This is a genomic window from Idiomarina xiamenensis 10-D-4 (assembly GCF_000299895.1).
Taxonomy (GTDB): domain Bacteria; phylum Pseudomonadota; class Gammaproteobacteria; order Enterobacterales; family Alteromonadaceae; genus Idiomarina; species Idiomarina xiamenensis.
Genome location: NZ_AMRG01000006.1, coordinates 43,881 through 56,636, shown reverse-complemented (window position 1 = coordinate 56,636; position 12,756 = coordinate 43,881). Strand labels below are relative to the sequence as shown.

At 50.1% G+C, this 12,756-nt stretch carries 8 protein-coding genes and 2 tRNA genes; 9 read left to right on the top strand and 1 reads right to left on the bottom strand.

Features of this window, described 5'->3' with window-relative positions:
* Positions 1–127: 127 nt before the first annotated feature.
* From A10D4_RS05995 to A10D4_RS05955, 9 genes are all read left to right on the top strand, one after another.
* A tRNA-Asp gene (locus A10D4_RS05995) sits at positions 128–204 on the top strand.
* Positions 205–228: 24 nt separating this feature from the next.
* A tRNA-Asp gene (locus A10D4_RS05990) sits at positions 229–305 on the top strand.
* 274 nt (positions 306–579) lie between these two features.
* Positions 580–936 carry a YkgJ family cysteine cluster protein gene (locus tag A10D4_RS05985; protein WP_008488375.1) on the top strand — a complete coding sequence of 119 codons (357 nt, stop codon included), beginning with the start codon at positions 580–582 and terminating at the stop codon, positions 934–936.
* 185 nt (positions 937–1,121) lie between these two features.
* Positions 1,122–3,314 carry a M3 family metallopeptidase gene (locus tag A10D4_RS05980; RefSeq protein WP_008488374.1) on the top strand — a complete coding sequence of 731 codons (2,193 nt, stop codon included), beginning with the start codon at positions 1,122–1,124 and terminating at the stop codon, positions 3,312–3,314.
* Positions 3,315–3,485: 171 nt separating this feature from the next.
* Positions 3,486–4,784, top strand: a complete 1,299-nt coding sequence (locus tag A10D4_RS05975) for an NAD(P)/FAD-dependent oxidoreductase (RefSeq protein WP_008488372.1) — start codon at positions 3,486–3,488, stop codon at positions 4,782–4,784.
* Positions 4,785–4,919: 135 nt separating this feature from the next.
* Positions 4,920–8,393, top strand: a complete 3,474-nt coding sequence (gene dnaE, locus A10D4_RS05970; RefSeq protein WP_008488371.1) for a DNA polymerase III subunit alpha — start codon at positions 4,920–4,922, stop codon at positions 8,391–8,393.
* A 15-nt stretch (positions 8,394–8,408) separates the two neighbouring features.
* A complete protein-coding gene (accA, locus tag A10D4_RS05965; protein ID WP_008488370.1) occupies positions 8,409–9,365 on the top strand; it encodes an acetyl-CoA carboxylase carboxyl transferase subunit alpha in 957 nt (318 codons plus the stop codon).
* Between the two features lie 7 nt (positions 9,366–9,372).
* Positions 9,373–10,746: a tRNA lysidine(34) synthetase TilS gene (tilS, locus tag A10D4_RS05960; RefSeq protein ID WP_008488369.1), complete on the top strand. Its 1,374-nt coding sequence runs from the start codon at positions 9,373–9,375 to the stop codon at positions 10,744–10,746.
* Between the two features lie 53 nt (positions 10,747–10,799).
* Complete coding sequence (locus tag A10D4_RS05955) at positions 10,800–11,678, top strand: DMT family transporter (RefSeq protein ID WP_156812092.1); 879 nt, start codon at positions 10,800–10,802, stop codon at positions 11,676–11,678.
* 38 nt (positions 11,679–11,716) lie between these two features.
* On the opposite strand, the gene A10D4_RS05950 is transcribed toward A10D4_RS05955, so the two are convergent.
* Positions 11,717–12,652, bottom strand: a complete 936-nt coding sequence (locus tag A10D4_RS05950; protein WP_192811512.1) for a GGDEF domain-containing protein — start codon at positions 12,650–12,652, stop codon at positions 11,717–11,719.
* Between the last annotated feature and the right edge of the window lie 104 nt (positions 12,653–12,756).

Here is a 12,756-nt window from a genome sequence, read left to right as displayed (position 1 = left end):
CTATTGGTGGCTATTTGAGCAAACGGTTATTTTCTTCAAAAAAAAGGTTGACTCATACACAGGCGACTCGTAATATTCACGCCGCGTTAGGGGAGAGACGCTTTCTCCGAAACGTTTTTATCGATGTGGAGCGGTAGTTCAGTTGGTTAGAATACCGGCCTGTCACGCCGGGGGTCGCGGGTTCGAGTCCCGTCCGCTCCGCCAATCGATAAATTTGCAGACCGCTGCGGAGCGGTAGTTCAGTTGGTTAGAATACCGGCCTGTCACGCCGGGGGTCGCGGGTTCGAGTCCCGTCCGCTCCGCCATTTGCAAACATCCTCCTAGTATATCCCTGATTTTTATTTCCTGCTTTGCAAGCAATATAGCATCACGCCATGCTAATTAAATTTGCACCGTTGCTACTACTTGCTGTGCTCTTTGCCGAGTTTTTTGCTACGCCCTTTGCTACTGCCTTTGCCATGTTCTGTGGCGTTTGTCATCGGTGATTTTGCTTGTCCTCTCTGAGTGCTCCCGCTATATTATCGCGTCCTCCAAAAGAGGCACTGTTGTTTCGTTATCGATAATGTTGCAGGGGTGTCCATGACTATGACTGTTAGTGCCAATGCGTGTGTGACCTGTGGAGCCTGTTGCGCTTCGTATCGGGTATCATTTTACTGGGCTGAGGGTGACGACGCACCCGCTGGCGTAGTTCCCCATCAGTTAACCGAAAAGCTCAATGATTTTCGCCGTTGCATGCAGGGCACGAATAGCGCTACTCCACGCTGCGTAGCACTGCAAGGCGATGTTGGGCAAGCGGTTAGTTGTGCTATTTATGAAAATCGCCCCACACCCTGTCGCGATTTTGACATTTCTTGGCAGGGCTCTAACGACGCTTGTGACCGCGCGCGTGCCAAATATGGCTTGGCGCCGCTGATTAATATCGTCCAAGTGGCTTAATTTGCTGCAATTAGCGGTAAAAATCCGTTCAAAAGCCAACTCTACGCCATGAGTAGCTATTGAGCCTGACGCCGAGTCCGGCTAAAGTAAGGCGGCAATATTCATAATAACGGTATATCTCTGTCGCTTGTCAGCGCAGTCAAGCGATAGAAAAGACCGACTATTCCTACTGAAGGAGAGGAAGCATGCGTAAGACTTTGTTGGCTGTGGCGATCACCGCGGCGGTATCGGTAACAGCGTGTTCAGATGCCGATAAAAATAATACTCAACAACAGAAACCGGCGGCGGAACAAAGCCAAGCACAAACCGAAAACGATCAAGCGATGAGCAGTAATCCGTTTATGGAGCCTAGCTCGCTACCTTTCCACGCCCCGGATTTTGACGCGATTAAATTCGAACACTACGCTCCGGCCTTTGAAGAAGGCATGAAGCAGCACAGCGCTGAAATCAAAGAAATTGCCGAAAATAGCGCCGAACCGACTTTCGAAAACACCATCGTTGCGATGGAAAAGGCGGGCCAGTTATTAGATCGCGTAGCGTCGGTATTCTTTAACTTATCTAGCTCTAATAGCAACGATCAAATTCGTGAATTACAAGCTGAACTGGCGCCAAAAATGGCAGCTCACAGCGATAATATTATGCTCAATGACAAGCTGTTCGCGCGTGTGAAGAGCCTTTATGAGCAACGCGATAAGCTCAACCTTGATGAGCCTTCGGACCGTTTGTTAGAAAGCTACTACCAAAACTTCGTACGTGCCGGTGCCAATTTGTCAGATGCCGATAAGCAGCGTATCCGTGAGATCAACGAAACCTTATCGAGCAAAACCAACGAGTTTCGCGATAACTTGATGACTCTGGTACAAGAAAACGTCATCGTTGTTGATAACAAAGAAGACTTAGCCGGTTTAAGCGACAATCAAATCGCTAACTTGGCAAAAGCGGCTGAAAGCCGTGACATGCCAGGTAAGTATGCGATTACCTTAACTAACACCACCCGTCAGTCGGCGCTGGAGAGTTTAGATAACCGCGAGCTACGTGAGCGTATTTGGAAAGCGTCAGCAATGCGTGGTACCGGCAACACCGAAACGAATAACAACCCAGTGTTGTTAGAAATGGTTAAGTTACGCGCCGAAAAAGCTAACTTACTGGGCTACGATTCGTGGGCTGCGTACGTGTTGGAAGACAGCATGGCGAAAACACCGGCAGCGGCTAAGAAGATGTTAACCGACTTGGCGCCAGCGGTGATGAGTAATGTCGAAGCCGAAGCGGAAGAAATTCAAGCGATGATCAAAGAGCAAGGCGAAGACTTCGAGTTGCAGCCTTGGGATTGGTTATACTACGCCGAAAAAGTGCGCGCCGATAAATATTCGTTAGACGCTGACGAAGTGAAGCAGTACTTTGAGTTCAACCGTGTGCTAGAAGATGGTGTGTTCTACACCATGAAGCAGTTGTTCGGTATTACCTTTGAAGAGCGTAACGATATTCCGGTTTATCACGACGATGTCGTTGTTTACGAAGTGAAAGACGTTGATGGTTCATCGTTAGGCTTGTTCTACGCCGACTATTTTGCTCGTGACAGCAAGCGCGGCGGTGCTTGGATGAGTTCATTCGTATCGCAATCTGAGTTGCTGAATAACAAACCGGTGATTCTGAACAACATGAACATCGTGAAAGCACCAGAAGGCGAGCCGACGTTACTGAGCTTCGACGAAGTGCAGACCATGTATCACGAGTTAGGCCACGCCTTGCACGGTATGTTCTCGAAAGTAAAATATCCGTCGCAAGCGGGTACCTCGGTATCACGTGACTATGTTGAGTTCCCATCACAATTCCAAGAAGACTGGGCGCTGAATCCGAAAGTTATCGCTAGCTACGCGAAAAACTATAAAACGGGCGAGCAAATTCCAGACGAGTTACTGAAAAAAGTACTCGCCGCGCGTAATTTTAACCAAGGTTTTGATACCTTAGAGTATGTTGAAGCGGCGCTGCTAGATTTGGAATGGCATACCGTTCCAGCTGACGCCAATATTGGTGACGTGCAGCAGTTTGAAGCGTCGGCGTTAACTCGCAATGGCGTGTCTATGCCTGCGGTACCACCACGTTATCGTTCAACTTACTTCGCGCACGTATTTGCGGGCGGCTACTCAGCGGGTTACTACGCTTATATGTGGAGTGAAGTGTTGGCTGCCGATGCCTTCAAATATATGCAACAAAACGGTGGTTTAACGCTAGAAAATGGTCAGGCTATCCGCGACAAAATCTTGTCGATGGGTAACAGCAAAGATCCGATGCAGCAATATATCGACTGGCGCGGCCAAGAGCCAACCGTCGAAGCCCTGTTGGAGCGTCGTGGTTTGAGCAAGCCGTCGATCGATTAATGTTTGTTGATTGATTTATACATCGCGCGCCGCAAGGCGCAGCAGACGTAAAGCAAAATGACCGCTGTGGCCGATGCCACGGCGGTTTTTTTATACGCGTAGCACCTAGCGACAACGATCTATCGCGAGCTTTCTGATAAACTGCAGTAAATGCTGAGCAGGAGGGTGGTCATGGAACGTATCGTTGTGGTCGGTGGTGGTGCTGGTGGTCTAGAACTTGCGACACGCTTAGGGCGGCGCTTAGGGCGCAAGAAAAAAGCCCACATTACATTAGTCGATAAAAACAATACGCATCTGTGGAAACCGTTACTGCATGAAGTCGCTGCCGGTTCATTAGACTCTGATTTGGACGAGTTAAATTATCGCGGCCATGCCAAAGCGAAGGGCTTTCACTTTGCACAGGGAGCGCTCGAGAGTATCGACCGCGAACAAGGTGAAATCGTGTTAGCCCCACTGACCGACAGCGATGGACAGGTAGTGTTACACAGCCGCCGCCTTGCTTATGACCGACTGGTGTTAGCTGTCGGTAGTGTCACCAACGATTTCGGTATCGAGGGAATCGCCGAACATTGTCAATTTCTCGATTCGCCCCAGCAAGCCGAGCGCTTTCATCAGCGCTTGTTAAACGCTTTTTTATCGTTAGACGAACGCGCTGCCAACGACCGTAATGCCTGTTTGAATGTCGCTATTGTGGGCGGAGGAGCCACCGGTGTTGAGCTGGCTGCCGAATTGTATAACTCGGTACAGGTATTATCGGCTTATGATTTGACTCATTTGAGCAAAGAGCGCTTAAAAGTCACCCTGTTCGAAGCCGGGCCTCGGTTACTGCCGGCGCTGCCCGAACGTATTGCTAATAATGTCCACCAACAGTTACAACAGTTGGGTGTCGATGTGCGTGTCAACGCGGCGGTAAAAGGCGCAACTGCTGGTCAGTTGCAAGTCGGCGACGAGGGGCTAGCGGCCGACCTGATGGTCTGGGCAGCGGGTATTAAAGCGCCGCAGTTCTTAGCCGAACTGCCGGGTTTGCAAACACGACGTAATAATCAGCTAGTGGTAAATAGCTATTTTCAAACCGACGATGAGCGTATCTTTGCGCTAGGTGACTGTTGCGCCTGTCCTCAGTCACCCGATGAACCTGATAAATTCTCACCTCCACGTGCGCAAACAGCGCATCAGATGGCATCACGCTTAGGCAGTAATTTGATCGCGTTAAACAAGGGCAAGCCAATGAAGGCTTTTCACTATGTCGACCACGGTTCGTTGGTGTCACTGAGTCGTTTTAGCGCCATTGGTTCGTTGATGGGCAATCGCACCCGCAGCATGACTATCGAGGGTAAGTTGGCGCGGCTAGCTTATGCCAGTTTGTACCGCATGCATCAAAAAGCGCTGCATGGTTGGTGGCGCACCTTGTTATTGGTACTTATGGATCGGGTTAGCCATAGCCTACGACCGCGCTTGAAATTGCATTAATCGCGACGCTGTCTTGCATGTACATATGGCGCTTGCTGAGGCAAAATAGAGCGCTGTTTGCTCACGCGTTGGTGTGAGTCCAGATAGTCTGCGATCAGAGCGCGCCAGCAGCGCCAACAACAGATAGGTTAACCGATGGCCGAACCGGGTTTTGTACATCTCCGTATTCATAGCGACTTTTCGATGGTCGATGGCTTACCTAAGGTCGGCGCAATTTGCGCTGCCGCCGCCGAACAACAGATGGTGGCGTTAGCCATTACCGACCAGATGAATATGTGCGGCTTGGTGCGTTATTACGAGACTGCTCATAAGCAGGGGTTAAAGCCTATTATCGGTGCCGACCTGTGGATCAACAATGCCGAGGAACCCCAGCAACCATTCCGTTTAACCGCGTTAGCGATGAACAACGATGGTTATCAAAGCATCATTCAATTGCTGTCAAAAGCTTATTTACGTGGCCATGTAGCTGGCCGTCCGGTGGTCGAGCGGGATTGGTTAGCCGCGCATAATGATGGCGTATTATTGTTGTCAGGCGCCCGCGAAGGCGATGTTGGTAAGGCCTTATTACAAAACAACCAACCGGCCTGCGATGAAGCCATCGCGTTTTATCAACAGCATTTTGCCGACCGTTACTATATTGAGCTAATTCGTACCGGACGACCGCAGGAAGAGGATTATTTACACGCCGCAGTGCGCTTAGCGGGTGAACGCCAGTTACCGGTTGTGGCCACTAACGAAGTGGTGTTTTTGCAGGCCGATGACTTTGAGCCGCACGAAATTAGGGTGGCTATTCATGACGGCTATACTTTAGACGATCGCCGTCGTCCCAAGCGCTATAGCGAGCAGCAATACTTGCGTAGTGAAGCCGACATGCAGGCACTATTTGAAGATATTCCCGAAGCGTTAAGCAATACCGTAGAAATTGCCAAGCGGTGTAATGTTACGGTGCGTTTAGGCGAGTACTTTTTACCCGATTTTCCTACCGGGGACATGAGTATCGCCGACTATCTGGTCAAGGCCTCGCGTGAAGGTTTAGAAGAGCGTTTACAATTTCTCTTTCCTGATGAGCAGCTTAGGGCCGAGCAGCGGCCTGCGTACGACGAGCGACTACAAATAGAGCTGGACGTGATTAACCAGATGGGGTTTCCCGGTTACTTCCTGATCGTTATGGAGTTTATTCAGTGGAGTAAAGAAAATCACATTCCGGTTGGCCCGGGACGAGGCTCCGGGGCCGGCTCGCTGGTGGCCTATGCGCTAAAAATCACCGACCTTGACCCACTTGAATTTGACCTGCTATTCGAACGTTTCTTGAACCCGGAACGGGTTTCCATGCCGGACTTTGACGTCGATTTTTGTATGGATGGCCGTGACGACGTTATCGACCATGTGGCGGAGCTATATGGCCGCGACGCGGTATCGCAAATCATTACTTTTGGCACCATGGCAGCAAAAGCCGCGATTCGTGATGTCGGTCGCGTTTTAGGTCATCCTTACGGTTTTGTCGATCGTATCTCTAAACTAGTACCCGGTGATCCGGGCATGACCTTAGCGAAGGCCTTTGAGTTAGAGCCGCGCTTAGTCGAATCATACCAGCAAGACGAAGAGGTACGTGACCTGATTGATATGGCACGTATTTTAGAAGGGGTCACGCGTAATGCCGGTAAACACGCCGGTGGGGTGGTTATTGCACCGACCAAAATTACCGACTTTTCGCCTCTTTATTGTGACGAAGAGGGGCTCAACCCGGTCACCCAGTTCGATAAAAATGACGTCGAGGCGGCAGGCCTAGTCAAGTTCGACTTTCTTGGCTTGCGTACACTGACCATCATCAAATGGGCGCTGGAGATGGTCAATCAACGGCGTCAGCAGGCCGGCCAAGAGGCCATCGATATTACAGCCATTCCGTTGGACGACGCGCATTGTTTCCGGCTGCTTAAGCGGGCCGAAACGACCGCTGTGTTCCAATTAGAATCACGCGGTATGAAAGAACTGATCAAGCGCTTGCTGCCGGATAGTTTTGAAGACATTATCGCCTTGGTCGCGTTGTTCCGCCCGGGGCCGTTACAGTCGGGCATGGTTGATAACTTTATCGACCGTAAGCACGGACGAGAGAAAATCGCGTACCCCGATGCCAACTACCAACACGAATTGCTGCAACCGATTCTAGAGCCGACTTACGGCATTATTCTTTATCAAGAACAGGTCATGCAGATTGCCCAGGAGTTAGCCGGTTATACGCTCGGCGGCGCCGACCTGTTGCGTCGTGCCATGGGTAAGAAAAAGCCTGAAGAAATGGCTAAGCAGCGTGAAGTTTTCCGTGAAGGTGCGGCGAACAATAACGTTGATCCGGAACTGGCGATGAAGATTTTTGACTTGGTGGAGAAATTCGCTGGTTACGGTTTTAACAAATCGCATTCGGCTGCCTATGCCTTGGTTTCTTACCAAACGCTGTGGATGAAAACCCATTATCCAGCCGAATTTATGGCGGCGGTGATGTCGGCAGATATGGATAACACCGATAAAATTGTCACGCTGGTGGACGAATGCGAGCGTATGCAGTTGACGATTCTGCCACCCGACGTCAACGTCGGTGAGTACAAGTTTACCGTCAACGATGAACAGCAAATTGTCTATGGTATTGGTGCCATTAAAGGGGTCGGTGAAGCGCCGATAGAAGCAATCATCGAAGCGCGTAAAGACGGGCCATTCCGTGATTTGTTTGATTTTTGCTGTCGCGTCGATCTGAAAAAACTGAATAAACGGGTGATGGAGCGTCTGGTTAAAGCCGGCGCCATGGACTCGCTAGGGCCGCACCGCGCCAGCTTGATGGCGACTATTGCGACCGCGATGAAGCAAGCTGAACAGCACGCGCAAGCCGAGGCCATCGGCCAGAATGACCTGTTCGGTGTGCTGACGGTAGAGCCTGAGGATGTTGATAACCAATTTGCGGCGGTGCCAGAATGGCCGGAACCGGTATGGTTAGATGGAGAACGTGAGACGCTCGGGTTATACTTAACCGGACACCCGATTAATCGTTACCGGGCTGAGTTACGGCATTATGTCGCCGGACAGTTGGTTGAATTAACGCCAACTGGACGCGATCAAACGACGACCGCCGCTGGTTTGGTCATCGGTGTGCGGGTCTTGACCAACAAAAAAGGACAGCGCTGGGCCATTGTTAGCCTAGATGACAAAAGCGCGCGTGTTGACGTACGCTTATTCAGTAGCGACTATGAACAATACCAGCATTTGCTGGAAAACGACCGAATTTTGTGGGTAAAAGGAGAGGTCAGCTTTGATGAGTTTAGCGGTGGCAATACAATAACCGCTAGAGAAGTCATGACCATTGAACAGGCGCGAGAAACCTACGCGCGGCGACTGGTTGTCGATATTGATAATCAACAACTAACGACCCGTTGGTTAGATAAATTGCAGCAGATCTTAACGCCTTATCAGGCCGGTAGCTGTCCACTGCAATTTAATTATTGTAATGAATTTGCCGAAGCGGCGTTAACGGTGGCGCCAGAATGGTATGTGTCACCGGCTGACGAGCTGCTTTATGAGTTGCGAAACCTGCTGGGTGAGAAGCGGGTTAGATTAGAATTTTAAGGGACACGATAGCGAATGAGTCTTAAATTTTTAGATTTCGAGCAACCGATTGCGGAATTACAGGCGCAAATCGAAGAATTAAAGACTGTCGGTGATAAAGGCAGTCTGGATATCAGCTTAGAAGACGAGATCAGTCGTTTAGGCGAGAAGAGCCAAGAGCTAACAAAGAAGATCTTCTCCGAGCTGAATCCATGGCAGGTAACTCAACTAGCGCGTCATCCCTTACGCCCTTATACACTTGATTACATTCACCATATTTTTACCGACTTTGATGAATTGGCGGGTGATCGAGCCTTTGCTAACGATGAAGCGATTGTCGGTGGTACCGCGCGTTTAGACGGCCAACCGGTGATGATTATTGGTCATCAAAAAGGTCGCGAAACGAAAGAAAAAATTCGTCGCAATTTTGGTATGCCAAAGCCTGAAGGCTACCGTAAAGCGTTACGTTTAATGGAAATGGCTGAACGCTTCAAGATGCCCATTATCACCTTTATCGATACCCCTGGTGCCTACCCTGGCGTGGGTGCCGAGGAGCGTGGCCAGAGCGAAGCGATTGCACGTAACTTAAAGGTCATGGCGCGTTTACGGGTACCGATTGTCTGCACCGTCATCGGTGAAGGCGGTTCTGGCGGCGCCTTAGCGATTGGCGTTGGTGACCGCGTTAACATGCTGCAATACAGCACCTATTCGGTGATTTCACCCGAGGGTTGTGCTTCTATTCTGTGGAAGAGTGCCGAAAAGGCGTCATTAGCCGCAGAAGCCATGGGTGTTACCGCCGACCGTAGTAAAGAGTTGGGCTTGATCGATCACATTATCGAAGAGCCATTAGGTGGGGCGCATCGTCAAGTCAGCGATATGGCTGCTAGCCTAAAAACTCGTATTCAGAAAGACTTACACAAGCTTGGTCAGTTAGACCACGCCGAATTGCTCGATCAGCGTTATAAAAAGCTGATGAGCTACGGTTACTGCTGATCGGTCAATGGCGCGCGATCTCTATGCGATTTTCGCCGAGCAGTTAGCGTCATTGGCACTCCAGCCCGGGCAGCAAATTGTTGCTGCGCTGGGCGGCGGTGCTGACTCGCAAAGTGTTTTAGACCTACTATTACGCTATCGACAGCAACATCCCCAATATCGCTACTTAGCGATTCACCTCGACCATCGTTTTCATCCCGACTCGGGTATTTGGGCTGCACAGCTGAAACAACAGGTAACGGCTCAGGCTATCGATTATTACGATGAGTTACTCACCGTTGATGTTGGCGCCCGGCAAAGCAAAGAAGCGGTCGGTCGTGAACGGCGCTATCAACGCTTAGCCGAATTGACCACGAACGATGCGGTGATTTTGCTCGGTCAGCATCGTAACGATCAAATAGAGACGCTACTACTGCAGTTGAAACGGGGCAGTGGACCTAAGGGACTGGCGTCGATGGCGGCTGTTAGTCCGTTTATTGATAAACGTCGTTTGGTGCGGCCGTTACTGAGCGTCAGTAAAGCCGAAATCTACGCTTATGCCGAACAGCGCTCACTGTTCTGGATCGAAGACGACACCAACTACGACACCAGCATCGAACGGAATTTTTTACGGCATCAAGTAGTACCGTTGTTAGAGCAACGTTGGCCGAGTTTTGGTGACGCGGTATTGCGTAGTACGCGCTTATGTGCAGAGCAACAAGACGTCTTAGAAACGTTGTTAGCACAACAGTTGCAGCCACTTTTAGCGGGTCGTTTGCGGCTGTCTTGGCAAGCACTGCTTGAGCAACCCGAAGCGCTGCAGCGCAGCCTGCTACGGCATTGGATCGGTGCTGCTAGCGCAGCGTTGCCCAGTTATGCGCAGTTAGAGCAAATACGTAAGCAGGGGTTGCAAGCCAGCGCTGAACAACAGCTATGTGTGCATTGGCAGGGTTGGCAGTGTCGTCGTTTTCGGCAGTGGTTATACCTGCAACCGCAACGACCTGATTTGCGCGCCACTAAACAGGCATTGACATGGTCTGCGGGCAGCAGCCAGTTGCTTATACCGGGCTGGGGCAAAGTGGTTGCCAGTCAGCCGCTAGCGGTTGACTGCTGGCTGGGTTTTGCTGCGCCGGCAGCACGTTTTAGCATGGCCAACCGACAAGGCTCAAAAACCCAGTCGGATTGGTTGAAGCAAAGCGGCGTACCGAGTTGGCAGCGCGCAAATTGGCCATCTTTATATGCTAGCCAGGCGGCTGCCGAGCAAGCTAGTGAGGCACGTAGCGAGGCAGACAGCAGCGAGCATTTTTTGGGCTTAGCCGATGTCGGACTGAGTCGCTTAGGGCAACAACGACTAGGGTCGTTAACGCTGACTTTTTTGATTGATGGCGAAGCTGAAGATTAAACGGTGGCGTAAGCCGATAGTCGCCAATGTGATAAGGAGCAGCAGACTTGCAGGTGGTTAAAAATCAACGCCAAGCGTTAACATTAGGATTGCTTGCGGTATTGTTATGGGCGACCGTTGCGACGGCATTTAAATTAGCGTTGCGACACATGCAGCCCTTGCAACTACTCTTTATTGCTAGCCTGACAACGGTGTTGGTGATTGCCTGTGTGATCAGCTGGCAACAACGCTGGCGAGAAACGTGGCAGACCTTCAGCCGTCATTACTGGCGCTATCTGGGCTTTGGCTTACTGAATCCATTTTGTTATTACTGGGTACTGTTTGCCGCCTATGACCAATTACCCGCACAACAAGCGCAAGCGATCAACTACAGTTGGGCCATCACCATGAGCCTATTGGCGGTACCCATATTAGGGCAGCGCATTGGTAAGCGTGAGTTACTGTCATTGCTGGTGGCTTACGCTGGGGTGTGTCTAATTGCTACAGGAGGACAGTGGGACTGGCAGCAAACCAACCTCAGTGGTATCGGACTGGCGTTATTAAGTACCTTGTTATGGGCGGCCTACTGGTTGTTAAATACGCGTAATAACGATGCGCCAACGGTCGCCTTATTTTGGGGGTTTTTGGCTGGTTTACCGTGGATAATACTGGTATTGCTGTGGCAACAACCGAGCTGGCAGTTCGGCGTTGGTGGGTTAACCGCAGCGATTTATGTCGGTTTGTTTGAAATGGGCGTAACCTTTTTATTATGGCTTAACGCCATGCGCCGTGCCGAGCGCAGCTCGCAAATATCGGCTCTGATTTTCCTCTCACCCTTTTTATCGCTAGTGTTGATTTACTTTATCTTGCATGAGCCTATAGCCATGACGACTTTGCTGGGTTTGTGCTTGATTTGTCTGGGATTGGTGTTACAACGGCGGGCGCAAGTTTAACCTCATTGCGTGCATTGTAAGCAGCCTATCAGCGCACCTTATGACAGGTGCGCATCGGCGACATGCTCGATCAGTAACCGGCTCTTACCCTCGGCTTTCGCTTGATATAACAGCTCGTCGGCACGTTCTAAAATGCTGTCAGCGTTGTCATTTGCAACAATATGAACGGCCCCAGCGCTGCAACTTAGCTGATAGCGTGCCAACTCGTGGTCGCGTTCAACGTGCTGTTTAATGCGCGAAAAAATATGTGGTACCAAGTTAAGCGAGGTGTTTTCGAGTAACAACACAAACTCGTCACCACCGTAACGGAATAATTGATCGCAACTGCGCACCACGCGTTTTAACAGGTCTGCGTAGGCGCGTAAAATGGCGTCGCCTTCGCGATGACCATATTGATCGTTAACGGCTTTAAAACCATCTAAATCGATTAATACCACGCTGTGTTGTGATTGCTGTTGACGCTGCTGCTGTTCACTCAAATGATTAAGCACTTCTTCGAGTAAACTGCGGTTACCCAGTTGGGTTAAATGGTCGCGTATAGCTTGCTGCCGTAACTCGGCGTATTGTAGTGCGTTGCGTAACGGAAACGTCAGTTGCTGATGGCAGCCTTCGAGCCACTGTTGCTGTTGCTGGCTCAGCGGCTTGTTTAACTGATATTGTAGTTGACCCAAATATTGACGGTCGGCATACAGCATCACGTTATGTTGTTCTGTTTGCTGATGAGCTCTGCCATTATCAATCAATGTCAGCGAACGGTCGTCAGATAAATAGAGCAAGTGTTCAACGCTAAAGTGGCTATGTAGATATTGCGCGTAGAGTCCTAGCACGACCTCAAGATCTAACGAAGTCTGCAAAATTTGCAAAAGGTTATCACTGTGTTCTTGTACGTGTTGACTACAAGACAGCACACTCATTAAAGACTCTTGTGCTACTACCGTCTTCGGTTTGTCACGCAAAATCGTTAGCTTATTCATATTCATCGGTAATGAACTGCCGCTTGTTAATTTTTATACGTCACTTTAAGCAAAAATCTTGCCACTGTTTAAAAAGTTCTTTTTTTACAGTTAGTTGCTTTTCT

Excerpts from the sequence above, each read along its gene's own strand:
- tilS (WP_008488369.1), top strand. The coding sequence starts at position 9,373 with ATGGCGCGCGATCTCTATGCGATTTTCGCCGAGCAGTTAGCGTCATTG.
- A10D4_RS05950 (WP_192811512.1), bottom strand. The coding sequence starts at position 12,652 with ATGAATAAGCTAACGATTTTGCGTGACAAACCGAAGACGGTAGTAGCA.
- A10D4_RS05980 (WP_008488374.1), top strand. The coding sequence starts at position 1,122 with ATGCGTAAGACTTTGTTGGCTGTGGCGATCACCGCGGCGGTATCGGTA.
- accA (WP_008488370.1), top strand. The coding sequence starts at position 8,409 with ATGAGTCTTAAATTTTTAGATTTCGAGCAACCGATTGCGGAATTACAG.
- A10D4_RS05975 (WP_008488372.1), top strand. The coding sequence starts at position 3,486 with ATGGAACGTATCGTTGTGGTCGGTGGTGGTGCTGGTGGTCTAGAACTT.
- dnaE (WP_008488371.1), top strand. The coding sequence starts at position 4,920 with ATGGCCGAACCGGGTTTTGTACATCTCCGTATTCATAGCGACTTTTCG.
- A10D4_RS05985 (WP_008488375.1), top strand. The coding sequence starts at position 580 with ATGACTATGACTGTTAGTGCCAATGCGTGTGTGACCTGTGGAGCCTGT.